This window comes from Nonomuraea sp. NPDC048892, assembly GCF_040649735.1.
GTDB classification, from domain to species: Bacteria; Actinomycetota; Actinomycetes; order Streptosporangiales; family Streptosporangiaceae; genus Nonomuraea; species Nonomuraea maheshkhaliensis.
Window position 1 is genome coordinate 110,647 of record NZ_JBEZFZ010000009.1, and the last position, 20,659, is coordinate 131,305.

A 20,659-nucleotide genomic window follows, 5' to 3' on the forward strand; every position below is an offset into this window, starting at 1 on the left:
CGCCTATTCGGGGAAAAGTGCGGGCGGGGCAGGGTCGTGGTCGCGCAGCCTCGCCCGTACGTCGTCGGCCGCGGGGTGCCCCAGCTCGACCAGGACGGCCAGGGAGCGGCGCCAGGTGTCCGCCGCCTGGCCGGGCCGGCCGGCGGCCTGGAGCGTGTCGCCGAGGTGGAGCAGGATCTCGGCCTCGTCGTAGCGGTGGCCGAGCGCACCGCACGAGGCCAGGGCGCGCCGGTAGTGCGCGACCGCCTCGTCGTGCTCGCCCCGGTGGTGCCGGATCATCCCCAGCGTGTCGAGGATGTGGCCCTGCACGGACTCGTCGCCCCGTTCGGTGGCGATGGCCAGCGCCTTCTCGGCGGCTTGCAGCGCCTGCTCGTGGTCGCCGAGCGCGCGCCGGCACCAGGCGATCAGGTTCAGGACGTAGGCCTCCGTGACGGTCAGGCGGGCGGCGCGCAGGGGTTCGAGCGCGGCCAGCGCGTGACCCAACGCCTCCTCCATCCGTCCACCGTGGACGCAGGCCAGGCCGATGTCGAAGAGCGAGAACGTCTCCTCGGCCAGGTCGCCGACCTCGCGGGCGTACGCGATCGCCCGGCGGAAGTGTGTGTAGGCCTGGTCGGCCTGGCCGCGTTCGGCGGTCACCGGGATGAGCCAGCGGTGCGTGGCCGCCCGCGCCCGCTGGTCGCCCGTGCGGGCGGCCGCCTCCAGCGCCGTGTGCAGGCAGTCGAGGTGTTCCTGCCGGTGTCCCTGGCGCAGCAGCCAGAACTGCAGGGCCGAGACCAGCCGGACCGCCTGGGCGTACCGGCCGCCGGTCATGGCTTGGCGGAGCACGGCCGCGAGGACCGCGTGCTCGGCCTGGAACCAGGCCAGCGCCTGCCGGCGCCCGGCCGGGGATTCGGCCCGGACGCCGGGCGCGGGTGGCTCGGAGGGCAGCAGCCACTCGGCGGGCACGTGCAGGCGCAGCGCGGCCTCGTACGCGGTGTGCAGGTAGTGATCCACGACCCGGCCCGCCGCCGCCCCGATCTCGTCGCCGGTGCTCTCCGTCAGCTCCAGCGCGAAGGCGCGGAGCAGGTCGTGGCAGGCGTAGCGGCCGTGCGTGACCTCCATGACCAGGTGCGCGTCGAGCAGGGCGGCGAGCAGTTCCTTCACCCGCGCCTCGTCGATGCCCGCCAGGCTGGCCGCCGCCGGCGCGGTGAGGTCGGGCCCGGGGTGGACGGCGAGCAGCCGGAACAGGCCGGCCACGTCACCGGGCAGCACGTCGTAGGAGCGGGCCAGGACGAGCCGCAGGCTGGTGGCCGGGTCGCCGGTGGTCAGCCCGCCCAGGTCGCCGCCACCCCGCCGCAGGTCCGCGGCCAGGGCGTCGAGCGGCAGGACGGGGCTGGTGACCGCCCGTCCCGCGGCGATGGCCAGGGCCAGGGGCAGGCGCGCGCACGCGTCGATGATCTCGTCGGTGGCGGCGGGGGCCGCCTCGATCCGGCTCCGGCCGAGGCGGTGGGCGAGCAGGTCGCGTGACTCCGTACGGGAGAGCAGGTCCAGCGTGACGAGACCGGCTCCTTCGGCGGTGATCAGGCCGCTCAGGCTGTGCCGGCTGGTGACGATGACGCAGCAGCCGGGGCCGCCGGGCAGCAGCCAGCGCACCTGCTCGGCGTCGCGGGCGTTGTCGAGCACGACCAGGACGCGCTTGTCGGCCAGCGTCGTCCGGTACAGCGCGGCCCTGGCCGCCAGTTCCTCGGGGACGCGCCGTGTCGGCACGCCCATGGCCTCCAGGAACGCCCCGAGCGCATCGCGCGGATCGACCGCGTCGCCCGCCGGGCCGAACCCCTGGAGGTTCAGATAGAGCTCGCCGTCCTCGAACCGGCCGCGCCCCCGGTGAGCCCGATGGTGAGCCCAGTGCAGCGCCAGCGACGTCTTGCCGACGCCGGCCGTGCCGGAGACGACGCAGATCCTCGTGCCTCCCGCGCCCGGGTCGAGGTGGCGGTCCAGCTCTTCCAGCGCGCCGGTGCGCCCGGCGAACCCGGTCACGCCGACCGGGAGCTGCCGGGGGCGCGGCGGCTCCTCGATGTCCGTCCCATCAAGCTCCACGGCCGGTGTACGCGCCGCGGCGGTGAGCACGTCCCGTTCGCGCGGGTCCAGCCCGAGCGCGTCGGCCAGCAGCCGGAGCGAGGCCGCGCGGGGCCGCTCCACGGCGTCGCCTTCGAGCCGCCGAATGGTCCTGACGTTGACGCCCGCCCGGTCTGCGAGCTGTTCCTGGGTCAGCAGCGCCCGGTCCCTCCAGGCCCGCAGCAGCGTTCCCAGGCTGCGGCCCGCCTCGCCGGCGCCCTCTGCCGTCCCAGCTGACATGACACTCCCTCGATCCCGGCGGCGGGCACCCGCCATGACACCACAATGTCATGCGGCCGTTCGCCCGGCGGTCGGGATCAAGCCCGGCTCGCGCCGGGGACAGGCCTGTTCGAGGGGGGTCAGCGGCGGGTCCGGTCCTTTCCTCTGCCGATCCTCCAGGCGATGGTGAGGGCGATCATGATGCCGATGGCGGAGATGATCCAGCCTGCGGTGTCCATTGAGCCTCCTTCGCGTCGTCGGACGGACGCTCGGCGGCGCCGTCAGGCGGTCGTGTCGTCCGCGTTCCGCCGGCGGGCCGCCGATCCCGCAAGGTGGTAGCGCTGCCCCGATCCGCGCCGGGCCAAACAGGACCGTTCCCGCGCGTCAGTTCACGGCACGGTCGGATTCGGGCAGTGACTCCTCCTCGGGCGGGGCCGACGGGGTGATTCTCGTGGGGCGGATCCGGCCGCCCAGCTTCGTCCGCCAGTACGGACGTCCCCGCCGTGCCCCGCCGCCCGGGCCGTCCCCCGTACCGCCATCTGAGCCGTCTCCTGGGTCGTTCTCCGGCCCGCTCGCCGGGAGGGGCTCGGCGCGGGCCGGTGAGACCGGCGTCGTCGATGCCGGCGCGCCGGTCGGACCGGAGCCGCCAGGCTCGGCGTCGCCCTGTCCGCCGTGCCAGTCGGCCAGCCGCCCGCCCCTGCCGACGGCGCGCAGCCGCTGCTCGACCCGGTCACGGGTGCCGGGCGTGGTGACGATCAGGACCTCGTCCCCTTCGCACAGGAGCGTTCCCGGCTCGGGTACGAGCGTGTCACCGTCGCGGACGATGAGGGTGACGATGGACGGTTTCGGCAGCCGCAGCTCGAAGATCTCCACGCCGTGCAGCCGCGAACCGGGCGGAATGGTGAGGGTGAGCAGCTCGGCGGCCAGGACGTCGAGCGGCGCGGACTCGATGTCGACCTCCCTGGCCTGGTGCGGCGCGGCGATGCCGAGCACGCGGGCGAGCAGCGGCAGGGTCGGCCCCTGCAGCAGCGTGAACAGGACGACCAGGACGAAGACGATGTTGAGCAGCTGATGACTGCCCGGCACCTCGGCGACGATCGGGTAGGTGGCCAGCACGATCGGCACCGCGCCGCGCAGCCCGGCCCAGGAGATGAAGACGTGGTCGCGCCAGCCGGTGCGAAAGGGGAACAGGCTGGCCAGTACGGACGCGGGCCGGGACACCAACAGCAGGACCGCGCCGATGATGACGGCGGGCAGCAGCACGCCGGGCAGCTCGTGCGGGGTGACCAGCAGGCCGAGCATGACGAACAGGCCGATCTGGGCCAGCCAGCCGATGCCGTCGGCGAAGGAGCGCGTGGCGGCGCGGTGCGGCAGGACGGCGTTGCCGAGCACGAGGCCGGCCAGGTAGGCGGCGATGAAGCCGGAGGCGTGCACGAAGCCCGCCGCGGCGAAGGAGATGATGCCCAGGCCGACGGTGGCCAGCGGATAGAGGCCGGTGGCGGGCAGGGCCACGTAGCGCAGCGCGAGGGTGCCGGCCCAGCCGCAGGTCAGCCCGATCGCGGCGCCCGCCGCGAGTTCGAACGAGATCTGCCCGGCGATGGAGAGCGGATCGCCCAGATTGCCGGGGGCGGCGGAGAACACCAGCACCAGGATGACGGTGGGGGCGTCGTTGAAGCCGGATTCGGCCTCCACGATGCCCGCGACGCGGCGGGGCAGGGGCAGCACGCGCAGGACGGAGAAGACGGCGGCGGCGTCGGTGGAGGAGATGATCGCGCCCAGCAGCAGCGCCAGTTGCAGGTTCATGCCGAGCAGGTAGTGCGCTCCGGCGGCCGTGATCACCACGCTGACCGTGACGCCGACCGTCGCCAGCAGGGCCGACGGCAGCAGCAACCGGCGGATGTCGGCCCACCGGGTGCTCAGCCCGCCTTCGACGAGGATGATGGCCAGCGCCGAGGTGCCGAGAGTCTGGGCCAGCTGGGCGTCGTCGAAGTCGATGCCGAGCACGTCTTCGCCGAGCAGCACGCCGAGAGCCAGGAACAACAGCAGGCTGGGCAGGCCGAGCCTGCTGGCGGTGCGTGCGGCGGCGATGCCGGCGAGCAGCACCATCCCGCCGGCCAGTAACACCCCGTACAGCTGCAGCAGACTCATCGTAAACCCTTACGTGACGGCGGAAAGTGTCTGGATCTGTGACGATACGGGGCATAGCGTCGCATCGGCACTTACCGGATCACGGTGTCGTGGATGCGATGCCGGCGCGCGGACGGCGTGACGTCGGCACCATCCCGGGGCTGTACCCATCGGGAGTGGAAGTGATGTCCACGGTTTTGGCCAGGTACGGTCTCGGAAATGATCGGGATGCGGGCGCGGTCCATGCGTACCGGGACAGGACGTGAGGTGGCCGGTGGAGATCGAGCAGACGGCGTTGCCAGGGATCGGACTACGACATTTGTTCGGGACGAGCTCCGGGCGGCGCATCGGGGTGGTCTCCTACCGCACCGGCCGCCGCGACCTGGTGATCTACGACGCCGACGATCCTGACCAGGCGGGCGCGGTCGTCGTGCTGAACGACGACGAGGCCGACGCCCTGGCCGAACTGCTCGGCGCGCCGCGCATCGTCCGGCGGCTCGATGAGCTGCACCACCAGGTGGAGGGGCTGGTCAGCGAGAAGCTCCCGATCCCGGCCGATTCCCCGTACGCCGGCCGGCCGATGGGCGACGCGCGGGTGCGCAGCCGTACGGGCGCGTCGATCGTGGCGGTGGTGCGCGGCGCGCAGATCGTCTCCAGCCCGGGGCCCGAGTTCACGCTGGACGCCGGCGACGTGATCGTCGTCGTGGGCAGCGAGGAGAGCGTGCAGGAGGTCGCGGACATCCTGACGCACGGGTAGACACGGGGGGCGCGCCTCCTGGTCGTGCCGGCGCCGCCTCGCATCCGTCCTACGATGTGCTGCGGCCGACACCCGACGTACGACGACCAGGAGTGCTTCATGGAGCTGGACCTCGGCGCCGTCAGGACCTTTCTCGCCGTCGTCGAGGACGGGCACTTCACCGACGCGGCCGCCCGCGTGGGCATGAGCCAGCAGGCCGTGTCCAAGCGGATCGCCAAGCTCGAATCCGACCTGGGCGTGGCCCTGCTGCTCAGGTCCCGTGCCGGGGTCAGGCCGACCGAGGACGGCGCGGCCTTCCTCCCGCACGCCAGGGCGCTGATCAGCATGGCCGACCAGGCCGCGGCGATGCTGCGGGCGCGCCGCCGCGCCCTGCGCATCGACGTGCTCGGCCGCGACACGGCCTCCATGGACCTGGTCAGGGCCTTCTACGAGGCGGGCGACGTGGACGTCGACATCGTCGTCTCCCGTGGCGCCGGCTCGCGGGGGTCGATGCTCGCCGACGGCTCGGTCGACGCGGCGTTCGGCCGCGCCATGGAGCCGCTCGCTCCGGGGATCCGGCGCGTCCCCGCCTGCCTGGAGCCGATCCCGGTCCTGGTCGGCCGCCGGCACCGGCTGGCCAGGCGCAGGCGGGTGCGGATGGAGGAGCTGTCGGACTCGACGGCGTGGATGCCGGGCAACGCCGCCCACGACAGCGAGTGGTCGGACTTCTACCGGTTCCTCAGCGCCGAGTTCGGGGTGCGCATCGACAGCTCGGGGCCGTTCTTCGGGCGTGATCACATCGCGGAGCGGGTGGCGGGCTCGCCGGACGTCGTCACGTTCGGGAACAAGCGGCAGTATCCGACGCCTCCTGACGTCGTCGAGATCCCGATCATCGATCCCACGCCGGTGTACCCGTGGTCGCTCATGTGGCACGAGGCGAACCGGCATCCGTCGCTGCCGCTGCTCATCGCCTACGTGAAGGACCGCTTCCGCCCGTACTCCGCCGGGACCCACTGGCTGCCCGGCCCGGACCGCGCCTTCTTCCCCGTTTCGTGATCGATCGGGCGGCTCGGGCCGTGGGGGCATGGACATCGCGCGGTCCGGCGGGCTCAATGGTGCTCGGGACGCAGGTTCGGCGGAGGGGGCCGGGATGCCGTACGACGGAGATCAGCGGGTCGAGCCGGCTCCGGCATGGGCGGACGATCTCGACGCCTTACGCGGGATGGCCGCGCTGCTGGCCACGGAGCTGCGCTGCTCCCCCGCCGACCTGGACGCGAACCGGGCAGGCCTGCTGGCCCCCCGGCAGCGGCGCCGGTTGATCCGGCGCCTCGCCCGCCACGTGGCCGGGCTGGTCCTGAGCGGCGCGGTGGTGCTGGTACTGCTCGTCATCCCCTTGGTGTCCGCCCTGATCAATGTGGTGACCGGCGCGCCGCGCACCGGCGACAGCCTGTTCGTCCTCTTCTTCTTCGGCCCGACCATCGTGCTCCTCCTCATGGGCATGGCCGCGGGCCTGCCCCAGAGCCAGGCCCGCGACCTGCTCGACGTGCTGCGCGCGGCGGCACCCGTCCAGCGGGTGGTGGGTGAGGTACGTGACGGGGACGGCGGGCGGGAGGTGCGGCTGGGCCCCTTGACGTACTCGCTGACGGCGAGGGTGGACGCGGGGCTGCTGGCCCCGGGGCGGTACGCGGCCTACCACGTCGGCTCCCCGTTCGACTCACCCATCCTGCTCTCGGCCGAACTGCTCGCGGCCGAGACACCCGACTGAGCGCCGGCACGGTGCGAAGCCCGGCACGGTCTGAGCCCTCGTCACTCCCGGAGCAGTTCGGCGAGCACGGCCGCCTCGCTGATCTCCGCCTGCTTGGTCGCGGTGAGCAGGGTCAGCACGCCGCCCTGCGCGAGCTCGCGCAGGTGCGCCAGCGCGGCCGCCCGTCCCGGCTCGGTGAGCTCCTCGCGGTAGCGGCGGCCGAACTCGGCGAACAGGTCGGGGTCGTGGTGGTACCAGGTACGCAGCTCCGTCGAGGGGGCGACCTCCTTGCACCACTCGTCGAGGTGCGCCCTGTCCTTGCTCAGCCCGCGCGGCCAGATCCGGTCCACCAGCACCCTGGTACCGTCGTCGTCGGCCGGCTCCTCGTAGACCCGGCGCACCCGGACTCTGCCGTCATGATGCGCCTCTTCCCGCCGGGGCCCGCCCGCCGTCGTTCCTCTCATGCCCCGACGCTACGCCGACGGACGTCAAGCCGAGTTCAGAGACTCCTCCGCGACGATGCAGCTCCCTGACAAGGGGGTCACCGTACGGCCTCACTTGGGATGGATCTCCTGTGGCGATCGGCTGACGCTGTCGGCGAACCAGCGGGTGATGGTCGTGGGATGGGTGATGGCGGTGCCGACGACGACGGCGTGCGCGCCCGCCTCCACGGCCGCGGCGGCCTGCTCAGGCGTGTGGATCCGGCCCTCGGCGATCACCGGGACAGGCAGGTCGTGGCTGAGCGCGGCGACCAGCTCAAGGTCGGGGCCCGCCCCGGGCCTGGAGTACGGCGTGTGCCCGGCCAGCGTCGTCCCGACCACGTCCGCGCCCGCCTCGGCGGCGGCGACGCCCTCCTCGTAGGTGGAGACGTCCGCCATGACGAGCCTGCCCGTACGGTCGTGCACGGCGACGACGATCTCCGCGAACGTCCGGCCGTCGGGGCGCGGCCGGAGGGTGCCGTCCACCGCCACGATGTCAGCCCCTGTTTCGGCGACGGCGAGGGCGTGATCCAGGGTCGGCGTGATGAACACCTCGCCGTCGCCGTCCTTCCACAGACCGATGAGCGGCAGGTCGAGCGCGGCCCTGATGCGGCGCAGGTCCTCGATCCCCTGAGCCCGGATCCCAGCGGCCCCACCGGCAGCGGCCGCCTGCGCGATGCGGCACATGGTGCCGGGGTCACGCATCGGCTCACCGGGGTAGGCCTGACCCGCCTCCGCCGGGCCTGCGGCTGTGCCCGTGGCTGTGGTGGTTGCCCAGGGCGTCGGTGTGGTGGTCAGGGCCAGGCGGGCGGCGCCCAGGAGGGCGGCGGTCGCGGAGAGGGCGGCGGGCACGATCGGGACGTCGCGCAGGGCGGGCAGCGTTTCGGCGGCGATGGCCGCGCGTACCGGCTGCCACCAGGGGTCGCCGCAGCCGGCGACGCCTCCCCCGATGACCACGATCTCCGGGTCGATGACGTTCATCAGCCCGCCGATCGCCTGGCCCAGTGCGGTCCCGCCGGTGGCCAGGACGTCCGTGGCCGGCGGGTCACCGGCGGCGGCGAGCCGAGCAACCCCGGCGAGGTCGGTGGCCCGCGTCCCACCCCTGCGGCGGTACTCGGCGAGCAGCGCGGGGCCGGACGCGACCGCCTCCACGTGTCCTGTGCCGCCGCATGGGCAGGGCGCGCCGGCCGCCGCCGGCACGGGCATGTGGCCCGCGTGCCCGGCCACGGAGCGCGGCCCGTACCGTACCTTTCCGCCGAGCACGATGGACGCGCCGACACCGGTGCCGACGGCGACCAGCAGCACGTCCGCGCACCCGGCTGCGGCGCCGCGCCACTGCTCGCCGAGGGCGTGCGCGTGCACGTCGTTGCCGGTCGCGACGGGCAGGCCGCCGAGCCTGCGGGACAGGCCGCCGCGCAGATCGGTGCCCGCCCAGCCGGCCAGGGCGCTGGTGGCGGAGACCACCACCCCGCGTTCCGGGTCGATGACTCCCGCGCTGCCGACGCCGACCGCGGTAATGCTCCCCCATCGGTCGCCGGCGACGGAACGGACGAGCTCGGCGGCGGTGTCGAGGATTGCCTCGCGTCCCTCTGCGGCGGGGGTCGGCCGGGTTGCGGTGACCAGCACGACACCGGACGGATCGACCAGCCCGGCAGCGGTCTTCGTCCCACCGATGTCCACCCCGACGGCGGCCTCCATCCCCTCAACGACCCCTACGACCGGGCCGGCCGCACGCCTCATCTCTGGGGCCTTCACAGCGGCGTCCTTCCTCCGCTCTTTTCGGAGCTCACGTCAGACGGGCGCATTCCGGGCACAGCGTCGGGGGGCGGGGTCATGGGGGTGATGCCGAGGGCGGCGAGGGCGGAGGTGCCGCGTTCGGCGTGGTCGCCGCCTGCGAGCAGCAGGGTTCGTGCGGACTGATACGGGCAGCCGGCGGCGGCGAACGCGTCCGCCGTGGCGACCAGCGCTTCCCCGTCGCCGCCGAGCAGGGCCTGGGCTCGGTGCACGATGGCGGAGGCGACCGGGTTGCCCGCGACGAGGTCCCCTGCCTCGGTCAGCCGGACGCGGGCGTCGGGGCTTCCGGCGAGTACGGCCGCTTCGGCCCGGAGCGCGACGTACCAGTGGAGCCAGATCCAGGTGACCCACTTCCACACCTGGTGGGGCTCAGGAGCCATCCGCTCCAGCGCTTCCGCTGCCTGTCCGTGGTGCAACAGGAGTATCGCGTCGAAGACCGCCCCGTAGCCGTAGGTGTGCTCCGGTGGGGTGCCGAGCAGTTCCAGGACCTCCTGCCATTCGCGCCGGGCGTCGTGGTCGCCGCGGAGGCCATGGATCATCGCCACGCCGGCCGCCGCCGGGGACAGTATCGACCGGGAGGGGCTGCCTGCCCGCCGCCATGAGTCGAGGAACCGGACGCTGCCGGTGAGCACCTCGCCGACGTCGCCCGCCAGAGCGTCGACCATCAGCAGCCGACAGGTGGCGCGGTGGCCTGCCTCCGCCAGCGACGGATGCTCGGCCAGCCGGCGCGCCCACTGGCGGGCGCCGAGCACGTCCCCCGCACCCAGACCGGCCTCGACGGCGATGCCGAGCGCGTCGATCATCTCGTGCGTCGCGGCCGGGGAGATCATCTCGTGGGTGCCCGACGACGACATCGGCTCGCGGGTACCGGTCGGCGAGAGCACCTCACGGGTGCGGCCCGGCGAGAACACCCCGCGCGTACTGGCCGGTGGGATCGGCAGGGACGACAGGAGTGCGATCCGGTGCCGGGCCGTGGCCGCTGTGGCGAACGTGTCGCCGGCCCAGCTCTGGGCGCCGGTGAGCGCGTCGAGTGCGGCCGACTCGGCGAGCGGGTCGCCGGTCTCGCGGGCCAGCTCGACCGCCCGCTCGGCGCGCGCGTTCGTCTCCTGTACGGCGTTGCCCGGCGGCCCCTGGGCGGCCCCGAACGCGTCCGTGAGCACCGCCGCCTCAGCCAGCGCCAGCGCAGCCCGCACGGCCGGATCCGCTCCGGCCAAGCTCTCGTAGGCCGCACCCGCACTGGCCGGACCCCCACCAACGAGACCCGCACCGGCCGAACCCTTGTCAGCCGGGCCCTCGCCGACCGCACGCCCACCGGCCGGTTGCTCGGTGACCGTCTTCCGGGCCTCGGCGATCAAGGTGAGGGCTTCGTCGCGGGTCGGGAGCCGGGTGAACGTGCTTGAGAAGCGGAACGCGATGGTGGCGGCGGTCGCCAGGTCGACGGCGGCGCCCGCCGTGTCCCCCGCCTCGCGGGCGGCCGTCGCGGCGGCGCGGCGCAGGCGGTACATGTCGTCGCCGGCGGTCCGGCAGCCGGCCACGGCCGCGGCCTGGCGGAGCATCGAGGCGGCGACGGCGGGGTCGGCCGCGAGTTCGGCCGCCTGTTCGTAGCGCCGCTGGGACTCACCGGTCAGGTTGCGGGTGAAGGTCAGCTCCGCCAGGCGCCGGCCCAGGTCGCAGGCGCCGGCGCGCTGCTCCGGCTGGTCGGCCGCCCATGCCAGGGCCGCGCGGAGGTCGTCGGCCACCAGGTCGAACCTGGCACGCCAGTCCTGCCGCACTACGGCCAGTCCGGCGGCCTGGGCCAGACACCAGCACAGGTGCCGGGTTCGGGCGTCGGCCAGCTCGCCGGTCTCGGTGAGGCGTTCCGTCCCGTACTGGCGGATGGTCTCCAGCGCGCGGTACTCCGTGCCGGCGGCGGAGGCCGTCACCGTGAGCAGGCTCTGCTCGGCGAGCCGGGCCAGTCCGTCGGCGACCAGGCCCTCCTCCGCTCCGGTCACCTCGGCCGCCGCTATGACGGTGAACGGCGACACGAACACCGACACCCGCCGCAGCAGCGCCCGGTCGGACGGCTCCAGCAGGGCATGGCTCCAGTCCAGCGCCGCCCGCATCGAACGGTGCCGCTCGTCGGCCCGCGAGCCGCCGGTGAGCATCCTGAGCGGATGGGACAGGGCCGCGGTGATGCCGTCCAGCCCGAGGGTGGGATACCGGGCGGCGGCCAGCTCGATCGCCAGCGCCATCCCGTCCAGCCGCTCGCAGATCACGGAGATCCGCTCCCTGAGCGACACACCCGGAACGGAGTCCGGCACCGGATCATCGATCCTGCGCTCCAGCGTGCGGGCCGGCTCGGGATCGGTTCCGGGGTTCGGGGCGGGGGTGAGGGTCAGGGGGTGGCCGGCTGCTGCGGCTCGTTCCAGGAACAGGGCGACCGCGTCCGAGCTGCCGTCGGTGCTCAGCGAGAGGCGCGGGACCGGATACACCCGTTCGAACGGGACCATCAGCCGCGCCCGGCTGGTGGCCAGGACCGTCACGCGGGGGCAGGCCGCGAGCAGTCGTTCGAGGAACAGGGCCACCCCGTCCACCACCTGCTCGCAGTTGTCCAGGATGAGCAGGGCGTGCCGGTCGCCCAGGGCGGCGAGGACGGACTCGGTGAGGTCGCGGCCGGGCTGTTCGCCGAGGCCGAGCGCGCCGGCGACCGCGGTGGCGATCATGCCGGGGTCGGCGACCGGCACCAGGTCGACGAACCAGACGCCGTCGGGGTGGTCGCCGGCGGCGTCCGCGGCCACGGCCAGTGCGAGCCGGGTCTTGCCCACCCCGCCTGGCCCGACGGCGGTGACCTGGCGGTGGGTTCTGATGAGTTCGGTCAGCTGGGCCCGCTCGTTCACCCGGCCGACGAACGAGGTCAGCGGGGCCGGCAGCACCGGGGCCGGGCGCGAGGGGCCGGAGCCGGGCGGCTCGGGTGCGCGCTGGGCCAGCGCCCGCCGGTCCGGCGCCTCCAGCTTGCGCAGCAGTGAGGAGACGTGGCTCTCCACGGTACGGACCGAGATGCACAGCCTGGCCGCGATCTCGGCGTTGCTGAGATGGGCACCGACCAACTCCAGGACCTCGGCTTCACGAGGTGATATCTCCACTTCTGCCAGCACCGTCCTAGTTTGCCGTATCCGGCACTGACACTCCCTTCGCCCCGCCCCCGCCGCACGCCCCCGTGCATCCGTGGCCCCCATCCGTGGCCCCCACCCGTGGTGCGAATCCGTGGTCGGTTCCGTGGTCGGTTCCGTGGTCGGTTCCGTGGTCGGTTCCGTGGTCGCCACGGATGTGGGACTACCGGCCCGGACGCCAGGCTGAGGACACGAAGACAGCGGGCCGGCGGCGGCCCCCGACCGCAAGGAGCGACCATGACCACCTCGTCCCCCCAGGGCATCAAGACCGTGCTGCACCCCGTCTCCGACCTGGCGAAGGCCAAGACCGTGTACGCGGCCCTGCTCGGCGTCCAGCCGCAGACCGACGCGTCCTACTACGTCGGCTTCGATGTCGCCGGCCAGCACATCGGCCTGGTGCCGAACGGCGGGCCGCAGGGCATGACGGCGCCGGTGGCGTACTGGCACGTCCCGGACATCGAGGCGAAGCTGGCCGAGCTGACCGCCGCCGGCGCCACCGTGCGGGAGCCCGTGCACGAGGTCGGCGGCGGCCGGGTGACGGCTACCGTGACCGACCCCGACGGCAACGTCCTCGGGCTGCTCCAAGACCGCTAAATGCTCCTATATCACGACAAATCTGGAAGGACCAATCATGACCACCATGTTCGCCTCCGTCACCCTGGAGACCCCCGACCCCGCGGCCGCGGACGCCTTCTACGCGGCGTTCGGCCTGAGCCCGTACGTGAGCGTGCGCGCGTCGGACGCGCCGGCGGCCGGGTTCCGCGGATTCGCGCTGTCCCTCGTGGTCTCCCAGCCGGGAGACGTGGACGCCCTGGTCGGCGTCGCGCTCGACGCCGGCGCGACGACGCTGAAGCCGGCCACGAAGGGGTTCTGGGGGTACGGCGCCGTCGTCCGCGCCCCCGACGGCACGATCTGCAAGATCGCCACCTCGAAGAAGAAGGACTCCGGGCCCGTCACCCGGCGCATCGACCAGGTCGCGCTGCTGCTGGGCGTGGCGGACGTCAAGGCCAGCAAGCGCTTCTACGTCGATCGCGGCCTGGCCGTGGCCAGGAGCTTCGGCGGCAAGTACGTCGAGTTCGACACCCCGTCCTCGGCCGTCACGCTGGCGCTCTACCCGCGCCGCGCGCTCGCCAAGGACACCGGCATGCCCCAGGAGGAGGGCACCGGCTCGCACGGGATCGTGATGGGCGGAGCCGCCGGTCCCTTCACCGACCCCGACGGTTTCGTCTGGGAAGCGGAGACGGAGTACGCCCTCTGACGTGCGGTGATGTCTTCCGGGCTCGCCAGTGGGTAGGTGACCACGCGTTAGCGCGCTCCCCCCGCAGGCAGGGCCGGACGCCGTGCCCGCCGATCGGAGGGAACTTGAGATGACATCACCGGCTGACGGGCGGCCCGACGCCGAGCGGCGGATGCTGGGCGGGGCGCCGGGTGAGCCCGCGCTCGGGCGCGGGCCCGCCCCCGACGGCTACTCGCGCCACGACTACCACCATCCGGCCGCCGGCTGGGGTGCGTCGCGCAGCGTGGCGCACGTGTTGCGGCGCGCGGGCGAGCCCGTGGAGGGCCTGCGCGCCATGCTCGTGATGAACCACGAGGACGGCGGGTTCGACTGTCCCGGCTGCGCGTGGCCGGACGACCCGAGCGGGCTGCGGCTGGACATCTGCGAGAACGGCATCAAGCACGCGACCTGGGAGCTGGCGCCGGCCAAGGCCGATCGTGACTTCTTCGCCGCCCACACCGTCTCCGAACTGTCGCAGTGGAACGACCACGACCTGGAGGCCGTGGGGCGGCTGGCCGAGCCGATGTCGTACGACCCCGGCAGCGACACGTACCGGCCCATCTCGTGGGAGGACGCGTTCGCCCTGGTCGGCGAGGCGTTGCGCGGGCTGGACAGCCCGCATCGGGCCGCGTTCTACACCTCGGGGCGGCTCGGCAACGAGGCGACCTTCCTCTACCAGCTCTGGGTCCGCGAGTACGGCACGAACAACCTGCCGGACTGCTCGAACATGTGCCACGAGGCGAGCGGCCGGGCGCTGACTGCGGCGATCGGCACCGGCAAGGGCACGGTCGACCTCAACGACTGGGAGCAGGCCGACGCGATCTGGCTGATGGGCGACAACGCCGCGACGAACGCGCCGCGGATGCTGACGTGGCTGGCCGAGGCCGACCGGCGCGGCGCGCAACTCATTCACGTCAATCCGCTGATCGAGGCGGCGTCGCGGCGGACGATCGTGCCGCACGAGTTCATCGACATGGCGACCTTCCGTACGACGAGAACCGGCACGATGAACGTCCAGGTGCGCATCGGCGGCGACCTGGCCCTGATGCGCGGTGTCGCCAAGGCCGTGCTGGAGCGGGCGGAGCAGTCACCCGAGGTCCTCGACCGCGACTTCATCGCCCGCTACACGCACGGCTTCGAGGAGTACCGCGCGGCCGTGGCCGCCACCCCCTGGGCGGACCTGGTCAGCGGGTCGGGCGTGGAGGAGCAGGCGATCCGCCGGCTGGCCGACTCCTATCTGTCGTCGGAACGGGTGATCATCGCCTGGTGCCTGGGCCTGACGCAGCACGAGCACGGCGTGGACACCATCAGGGAGATCGTCAACGTGCTGATGCTGCGGGGCAACCTCGGCCGCGAGGGGGCCGGGCCGTGCCCCGTCCGCGGGCACAGCAACGTGCAGGGCAACCGCACCTGCGGCGTCGACAACCGTCCCGGCGCGGCGTTCCTCGACCGGCTGGCGGAGGTCTGCGGGATCGATCCGCCGCGCGAGCCCGGTCTGGGCACCGTGGGCACGATCGAGGCGATGCGCCGGGGCGAGGTGAAGGTGTTCGTCGCGCTCGGCGGCAACTTCGCGCTGGCCACGCCCGACCAGGCGTACACGTTCGAGGCGCTGCGCGCGTGCGACCTGACGGTGCAGGTGAGCACCAAGCTCAACCGCAGTCACCTCGTGCACGGGCGGCGCGCGCTCATCCTGCCCTGCCTGGCCAGGACCGACGAGGACCACCAGGCCGGCGGGGTGCAGGGTGTCACGGTCGAGGACTCGATGTCGATGGTGCACATCTCGTACGGGATGAAGCCCCCGGCCTCGCCGCACCTGCGCTCCGAGTGCGCGATCATCGCGGGCATGGCCAAGGCGACGCTGCCGGGCAGCCGGACGCCGTGGCAGGACTACGTGGACGACTACGACCGGATCAGGGACACGATGGCCCTGGTGCTGGACGGGTTCGAGGACTTCAACGCGCGCGCCCGCCATCCGCACGGCTTCCGCATCCGGCAACTGGCCCGCGAGCGGGTCTTCCTGACACCGTCGGGACGGGCCGAGTTCGCGTGCCCGCCGCTGCCCGGCGACACCGATCCCGGCGAGGGGCGGCTGCTGCTGACCACGGTGCGCTCACACGACCAGTTCAACACCACCATCTACTCCAACGACGACCGCTATCGGGGCGTCAAGGGGCTGCGCACGATCGTGTTCATGAACGAAGGCGACATGCGCGAGCGCGGGCTCGGGGAGTTCGACCTGGTCGACATCACCAGCTTCTCCAAGGACGGATCGCGGCGGACGGTGCACGGCTACCGGGCCGTCCGCTACGAGATCCCGCCGGGGTGCGCCGCGGGGTACATGCCGGAGCTCAACGTGCTGTGCGGGATCGCCGACGTCAGTACGCAGAGCGCGCAGCCCGTCACGAAACACCTGGTCGTGGAGGTGACGCCCGCGCGCGAGGCCCCGGCACCGGCCGTCTGACGGCGGCGTTCCAGCTCGGGGCGGCGTGTCGCCGCCCCTGTCAGGGCTCCGCCGCTGCGAGGGTGAACGTGGCCACGGCGCAGGCGACCAGCAGGATCACGCCGACGGCGAGGACCCAGCCGGGACCGGCCAGGACGGTCATGGCCACGCCCAGGACCAGCGTGACCCCGGCGAACGCCGCGTGCCGGCGGCGCGGGACCACACCGGCGGCGGACCGTCCGGCGGGCTCGGCGGCGGTGGGGGCGGTGGGGGCGGCGCCGTGGTCGAGGTCGCCGCGCAGGAAGAGCCGGAACAGCAGGAAAAGCGCCGGAAACAGCACGACCACCCCGATCACGGCCGTGACGACCACGGCCGTCAGGGTCGAGTGCCCGGCCGCGGCCTGGTCGAGCGTGAGCCCGCGCAGCACGTACGGCCGCTGCGCCAGAGCCCACCCGGCGACCATGGCCGCGACGGCGAGCGCCGCCGAGGCGCGGGCAGGGCCGAAGCGGTGCCGCCAGACCAGCGCCAGGGTGGCCAGGCCCGCCAGGCCGGAGACGGCGACCATCACCGCGCCTCCGTCGCTGGTCAGCCCGGCGGACAGCGCGGGCGCGTCGTACCGGACGACGATGAGCCCGGCCAGGGCGATCGCGCCCGCGCAGCCGCCCGCGACGAGGGCGCGGTCACGGAAGGCGAGCTCCAGCGACTTGGACCCCAGCCGGTCGGCGTCGGCGGCCAGGTAGACGGCCGACAGGTAGGCGCCGGCGGCGACGGCGAGCGCGCCGATGAGCACCGAGGTGGGGTTCAGCCAGCTGGTGACCAGGTCTCCCGCGGCGTTGCCGACGGGGACGCGCCCCGAGGCGATCCCGCCCGCGACCGTGCCCAGCGCGAACGGCGTCAGGATCGAGGAGAGGGCGAACAGATACTCGACCGGCCGCTCGCCGGGAGCGCCTTCGAGCTGGCCGCGCAGCGCGTAGGAGGCGCCGCGCAGGATGATCCCGACGGCCGCGATGAACAGCGGCACCGCCAGCGTGGACATGATCGAGCCGAACGCGACCGGGTACGCCGTCCAGCACACGACCAGCACGAAGACCAGCCACACGTGGTTGGCCTCCCAGACGGGCCCCATCGCGTGCCGCGCGTAGTGTCGCAGGTCGTCGCCGCTCCCTCGTCCGCCGGCCAGCAGCGTCCACAGGCCCGCGCCGAAGTCCGCGCCGGCCAGCACGGTGTAGGCGGCGAGTCCGGCGAGGATGAGCAGCATCGGGATCTCAGTCATGGTGCTCCTCCAGCGGCACACGGCTGAACCGGTGCAGCAGCCACCAGACCCCGCCGGCGAGTCCCAGGTAGACGACGATCAGCGTGCCGTAGCCGATGGGGATGCCGGACGCGCCGGTCACCGCCTGGCCGGTGCGCATCACCCCGTACACGACCCAGGGTTGCCGCCCGACCTCCGTGGTGACCCAGCCGGCGAGGAGGGCGACGACCGACAGGGGCCCGGCCGCGACGACCGCGCGGTAGAACCAGGGCGAGCGGGGCAGCCGTTTGTGGCGCAGCCGTACGTAGAGGAAGACCGCGCCGAGCAGGGCCAGCAGCGTGCCGATGCCGATCATGCTCTGGAAGGCGATCCGGACCACGTTGACCGGCGGGAGGTCCTGCGCCGGCACCGTGTTCAGGCCGATGACCGTCGCGTCGGGGTCGTGGAAGGCGAGCAGGGACAGCAGCCGCGGGATCTCGATGCCGTAGACGACCTCGGAGCCGTTGTACCAGCCCAGCAGGTGCTCGGACGCGCCGCGCGTGGTCCGTCCGAGTCCTTCGAGCGCGGCCAGCTTCACCGGCTGGTGCCGGGCGATCTCGCGCGCGGCCCAGTCGCCGATGACGATCTGCAGCGGCGCGGCGACCGCCGCGGCCGACAGCGCGACCGTCAGGGCCGTGCGGTGGTAGCGGCTCCAGCGGCCGCGCAGGAAGCCCCACGCGTACGGGACGGCGATGAGGAAGCCGGCGACGATGTACCCGGCGAAGTACATGTGCACGAACTCGTGCCAGAAGAACTCGTTGGCGAACAGCGCCGCCCACGGGCGCGCCTCGACGGCCCGGCCGTCCCGCAGTACGAAGCCGCCTGGATGGTTCATCCAGCCGTTGACGGAGATCACGAACCACGAACCCGTGATTCCGGCGGCCACCACCGGGATGCCCATGAGGAAGTGCGTACGCGGACGCAGCCGGTCCCAGCCGTAGACGTAGATCGCGATGAAGATGGCCTCGATGAAGAACGAGAAGCCCTCCATGGTGAAGCCGAGGCCGAAGACGTTGCCGAAGCTCGCCATGAAGCCCGGCCACAGCAGCCCCAGCTCGAAGCTGAGGATCGTGCCCGTCACGACGCCGATGGCGAACAGCGCCAGCATCACCTTCGACCAGCGCCGGGCCAGCGTGCGGTAGAGCTCGTCGCCGGTCCGCAGCCAGCGCCACTCGCAGAACAGCACCATCGCCGGGAAGGCGATGCCGAAGCACACCAGCGGGATGTGCACGACGAACGAAAGCGCCTGCATCTGCCGCGCCTCGAACAGGTACTCCTGGTCCACTGCCGCGAACGCGCCCGCGACGGCCGTGATCATCCGCATTCCCCCTCGCTGTGTGCCTGGCCGGCACGCGGGGGAGGTCAGAGCTGCGTACGGCCCTGTTTCCGCAGGTTACGCCGCAGGTAGGGGTGAGAGGGCGTTCTCGCGTGGTGTGTCGCGGTTCCGCTCAGCCGGACTGCGGGGCTTCGAGCGGGACGCGGCCCACGCCGCCCAGGATGCCGCCCTTGTCCAGGCCGGGGACGACGATCGGGTCGTCGTTGCGCCAGTCCTGGACCGGCACGAGGCCGGGTTCGAGCAGCTCCAGCCCGTCGAAGTAGGAGCGCACCATGGCGCGGTCGCGCCAGTGCAGCACGCCGGAGGTCGTGCGCCGGTAGACCTCCTCGGTGCCGGCCTTGCGCTCGCCGGAACTCTGCCCCTCCTCCACGTACGCGTGCGAGATGATCAGATGGCTGCCCGGCACCAGCGGCTCGCGCAGCGTCCTGACGATGCCGGCCACCTCGTCGTCGTCGGAGAGGTAGTGGAACAGCGCGACGGCCAGAACCGCCACCGGCTCGTTGAAGTCGAGGTGGCGGGCGGCGGCGTCGAGCAGGCCCTTGGGGTCGTGCGCGTCGCCTTCGACGATCACCGTGTGGGGGTCGCCGGTCAGCAGCGCACGGGCGTGGACCAGCACGACCGGGTCGTTGTCGGAGTAGACGACCTTGGCGTCGGGGATGATCCGGTGGGCGACCTGGTGCACGTTGTCCTGGGTGGGCAGGCCGGTGCCGATGTCGAGGAACTGGCGCACGCCGGCCTTGGCGGCCGCCTCCACCGCACGGACCAGGAAGCCGCGGTTCGCCCGCGCCATCTCCCGTACGTCGGCGCCGCCCTTGCTGCTCAACTGCAGGATGCGCTCGGCGGCTTCACGGTCGGCGGGGAAGTTGTCCTTGCCGCCCAGAAAGTAGTCGTACATCCGGGCGACGGTGGGGACGTTCGGGTCGATCTTCCCCGCGGGTCGCTCACTCTCGGTCACGCGTCACCCTTCTCTGCCTTATGACCGCATCTTAGGGGGAATCGCCGTTCTGTGATCGGATCTTTCGCGGTCTTCCTCCCGGTTTTCCCGCCGGCCCCCAGGCGTTCAGGACGGGACCACCGAGACGGGCGCGACGCGATGGGCCGCTTCGGCGGAAGGCGGTGTCACACCTGTGATAGAGTTCTACGTGTTGCAGTTATGGCACCCATAGTGACTTTGCGCGCCTGACAGATGTGATCTGCAGGCGCGTTTTTCGTTTACCGGTCTTCTCCGGATGGGCTCATCGCGGCGACACGAGATTCGCGCGGTGCGGATTCTCTCGTTCCTGCAATTTCTGAAGGAGATCGACATGGCTACTGGAACCGTGAAGTGGTTCAACTCCGAAAAGGGCTTCGGCTTCATCGCGCAGGACGGCGGCGGCGCCGACGTCTTCGCGCACTACTCCAACATCGTCTCGAACGGTGGCTACCGCGAGCTGACCGAGGGTCAGAAGGTGTCGTTCGACGTCGTGCAGGGTCAGAAGGGCCCGCAGGCGGAGAACATCGTGGCCGCCTGATCGGGCGAGCAGCATGAGGGCGGGCCCGCTCCCTTCGGGGGGCGGGCCCGTTCTCGTACCTCAGCGGGACGTTCTCGTTCCTCCAGCGGGCCGCTCCAGGGGCCCGGCGGGCAACCGAAAGGTCTGCTTACCGGCACTTCTCGGCCGGCTCCGCCGGGCCAAGGTATGAATTCCACCAGTATCTGATGGTTTCGGTCGCTTTATCTCCCGGTAAGGACCATAATCAAGCCAATGAGGCCCTATCAAGCCGCCACCCGGCGCCAGCTGCCTACCAGCCCCTTCAAAGTCCCCGACGTACCCCCGCCGCCGCTGGAGCAATTCGTCACGGGCGACCGGGTGAGTCACGACAAATACGGCCTTGGCCGCGTGATCGCCGTGCACCAGGACGTCGCCGTGATCGTCGACTTCGGCTCGGAGACCTACCGGCTGACCGCACCGTACGCCAAGCTCGAGAAGCTGTAGT

16 protein-coding genes are annotated in these 20,659 nt (G+C 72.6%); 8 read left to right on the forward strand and 8 right to left on the reverse strand.

The genetic code is table 11. The features are described 5' to 3' along the window. Positions 1–3: 3 nt before the first annotated feature. Complete coding sequence (locus AB0C28_RS28800; protein ID WP_357835540.1) at positions 4–2,334, reverse strand: tetratricopeptide repeat protein; 2,331 nt, start codon at positions 2,332–2,334, stop codon at positions 4–6. A 363-nt stretch (positions 2,335–2,697) separates the two neighbouring features. Further along, positions 2,698–4,461 carry a potassium/proton antiporter gene (locus AB0C28_RS28805; RefSeq protein WP_358078792.1) on the reverse strand — a complete coding sequence of 588 codons (1,764 nt, stop codon included), beginning with the start codon at positions 4,459–4,461 and terminating at the stop codon, positions 2,698–2,700. Between the two features lie 253 nt (positions 4,462–4,714). Between AB0C28_RS28805 and AB0C28_RS28810 the strand changes: the two genes are divergently transcribed. The 3 genes from AB0C28_RS28810 to AB0C28_RS28820 all read left to right on the forward strand — a co-directional run bounded on the left by AB0C28_RS28810 (position 4,715) and on the right by AB0C28_RS28820 (position 6,941). Then, positions 4,715–5,197 (forward strand): cation:proton antiporter regulatory subunit, encoded by a 483-nt coding sequence (locus AB0C28_RS28810; protein ID WP_357835548.1) that lies wholly within the window; start codon positions 4,715–4,717, stop codon positions 5,195–5,197. Positions 5,198–5,296: 99 nt separating this feature from the next. Continuing rightward, positions 5,297–6,232 (forward strand): LysR family transcriptional regulator, encoded by a 936-nt coding sequence (locus tag AB0C28_RS28815; protein WP_358078795.1) that lies wholly within the window; start codon positions 5,297–5,299, stop codon positions 6,230–6,232. Between the two features lie 94 nt (positions 6,233–6,326). After that, positions 6,327–6,941, forward strand: coding sequence for a hypothetical protein (locus AB0C28_RS28820; RefSeq protein WP_358078797.1), 615 nt, complete (start codon positions 6,327–6,329; stop codon positions 6,939–6,941). A gap of 41 nt (positions 6,942–6,982) precedes the next feature. On the opposite strand, the gene AB0C28_RS28825 is transcribed toward AB0C28_RS28820, so the two are convergent. The 3 genes from AB0C28_RS28825 to AB0C28_RS28835 form a co-directional block, all read right to left on the reverse strand. Further along, a complete protein-coding gene (locus AB0C28_RS28825; protein WP_357835556.1) occupies positions 6,983–7,384 on the reverse strand; it encodes a DUF488 family protein in 402 nt (133 codons plus the stop codon). A 90-nt stretch (positions 7,385–7,474) separates the two neighbouring features. Continuing rightward, positions 7,475–9,154, reverse strand: a complete 1,680-nt coding sequence (locus AB0C28_RS28830) for a putative N-acetylmannosamine-6-phosphate 2-epimerase (protein ID WP_358078800.1) — start codon at positions 9,152–9,154, stop codon at positions 7,475–7,477. Beyond that, positions 9,151–12,327 carry a LuxR C-terminal-related transcriptional regulator gene (locus tag AB0C28_RS28835; protein ID WP_358078803.1) on the reverse strand — a complete coding sequence of 1,059 codons (3,177 nt, stop codon included), beginning with the start codon at positions 12,325–12,327 and terminating at the stop codon, positions 9,151–9,153. The genes AB0C28_RS28830 and AB0C28_RS28835 overlap by 4 nt, the downstream gene beginning before the upstream one ends. A 252-nt stretch (positions 12,328–12,579) precedes the next feature. Between AB0C28_RS28835 and AB0C28_RS28840 the strand changes: the two genes are divergently transcribed. The 3 genes from AB0C28_RS28840 to AB0C28_RS28850 all read left to right on the forward strand — a co-directional run bounded on the left by AB0C28_RS28840 (position 12,580) and on the right by AB0C28_RS28850 (position 16,079). After that, positions 12,580–12,936: a VOC family protein gene (locus AB0C28_RS28840; protein ID WP_358078805.1), complete on the forward strand. Its 357-nt coding sequence runs from the start codon at positions 12,580–12,582 to the stop codon at positions 12,934–12,936. A gap of 37 nt (positions 12,937–12,973) precedes the next feature. Beyond that, positions 12,974–13,600, forward strand: coding sequence for a glyoxalase (locus AB0C28_RS28845; RefSeq protein WP_357835569.1), 627 nt, complete (start codon positions 12,974–12,976; stop codon positions 13,598–13,600). Between the two features lie 109 nt (positions 13,601–13,709). Continuing rightward, complete coding sequence (locus AB0C28_RS28850) at positions 13,710–16,079, forward strand: FdhF/YdeP family oxidoreductase (RefSeq protein ID WP_358078808.1); 2,370 nt, start codon at positions 13,710–13,712, stop codon at positions 16,077–16,079. A gap of 40 nt (positions 16,080–16,119) precedes the next feature. On the opposite strand, the gene AB0C28_RS28855 is transcribed toward AB0C28_RS28850, so the two are convergent. From AB0C28_RS28855 to AB0C28_RS28865, 3 genes are all read right to left on the reverse strand, one after another. Then, complete coding sequence (locus tag AB0C28_RS28855; protein WP_357835576.1) at positions 16,120–17,331, reverse strand: cytochrome d ubiquinol oxidase subunit II; 1,212 nt, start codon at positions 17,329–17,331, stop codon at positions 16,120–16,122. Beyond that, on the reverse strand, positions 17,324–18,667 hold the full coding sequence (locus AB0C28_RS28860; protein WP_357835579.1) for a cytochrome ubiquinol oxidase subunit I: 1,344 nt from the start codon (positions 18,665–18,667) through the stop codon (positions 17,324–17,326). Before AB0C28_RS28860 ends, AB0C28_RS28855 begins: the two co-directional genes overlap by 8 nt. Positions 18,668–18,797: 130 nt before the next feature. Continuing rightward, positions 18,798–19,640: an SAM-dependent methyltransferase gene (locus tag AB0C28_RS28865; RefSeq protein WP_357835582.1), complete on the reverse strand. Its 843-nt coding sequence runs from the start codon at positions 19,638–19,640 to the stop codon at positions 18,798–18,800. A gap of 349 nt (positions 19,641–19,989) precedes the next feature. Between AB0C28_RS28865 and AB0C28_RS28870 the strand changes: the two genes are divergently transcribed. Continuing rightward, the gene (locus AB0C28_RS28870; RefSeq protein WP_106245888.1) at positions 19,990–20,196 is read left to right on the forward strand and encodes a cold-shock protein; all 207 of its coding nucleotides are present in this window, start codon (positions 19,990–19,992) and stop codon (positions 20,194–20,196) included. A 231-nt stretch (positions 20,197–20,427) separates the two neighbouring features. Beyond that, positions 20,428–20,658: a hypothetical protein gene (locus tag AB0C28_RS28875; protein WP_357835587.1), complete on the forward strand. Its 231-nt coding sequence runs from the start codon at positions 20,428–20,430 to the stop codon at positions 20,656–20,658. The last annotated feature ends 1 nt before the right edge of the window (position 20,659 follow it).

What these genes read in the sequence shown, in the direction of transcription:
- AB0C28_RS28815 (WP_358078795.1), top strand. Translation starts at nt 5,297, where the DNA reads ATGGAGCTGGACCTCGGCGCCGTCAGGACCTTTCTCGCCGTCGTCGAG.
- AB0C28_RS28800 (WP_357835540.1), bottom strand. Translation starts at nt 2,334, where the DNA reads ATGTCAGCTGGGACGGCAGAGGGCGCCGGCGAGGCGGGCCGCAGCCTG.
- AB0C28_RS28805 (WP_358078792.1), bottom strand. Translation starts at nt 4,461, where the DNA reads ATGAGTCTGCTGCAGCTGTACGGGGTGTTACTGGCCGGCGGGATGGTG.
- AB0C28_RS28825 (WP_357835556.1), bottom strand. Translation starts at nt 7,384, where the DNA reads ATGAGAGGAACGACGGCGGGCGGGCCCCGGCGGGAAGAGGCGCATCAT.
- AB0C28_RS28845 (WP_357835569.1), top strand. Translation starts at nt 12,974, where the DNA reads ATGACCACCATGTTCGCCTCCGTCACCCTGGAGACCCCCGACCCCGCG.
- AB0C28_RS28850 (WP_358078808.1), top strand. Translation starts at nt 13,710, where the DNA reads ATGACATCACCGGCTGACGGGCGGCCCGACGCCGAGCGGCGGATGCTG.
- AB0C28_RS28860 (WP_357835579.1), bottom strand. Translation starts at nt 18,667, where the DNA reads ATGATCACGGCCGTCGCGGGCGCGTTCGCGGCAGTGGACCAGGAGTAC.
- AB0C28_RS28840 (WP_358078805.1), top strand. Translation starts at nt 12,580, where the DNA reads ATGACCACCTCGTCCCCCCAGGGCATCAAGACCGTGCTGCACCCCGTC.
- AB0C28_RS28855 (WP_357835576.1), bottom strand. Translation starts at nt 17,331, where the DNA reads ATGACTGAGATCCCGATGCTGCTCATCCTCGCCGGACTCGCCGCCTAC.
- AB0C28_RS28875 (WP_357835587.1), top strand. Translation starts at nt 20,428, where the DNA reads ATGAGGCCCTATCAAGCCGCCACCCGGCGCCAGCTGCCTACCAGCCCC.
- AB0C28_RS28870 (WP_106245888.1), top strand. Translation starts at nt 19,990, where the DNA reads ATGGCTACTGGAACCGTGAAGTGGTTCAACTCCGAAAAGGGCTTCGGC.
- AB0C28_RS28820 (WP_358078797.1), top strand. Translation starts at nt 6,327, where the DNA reads ATGCCGTACGACGGAGATCAGCGGGTCGAGCCGGCTCCGGCATGGGCG.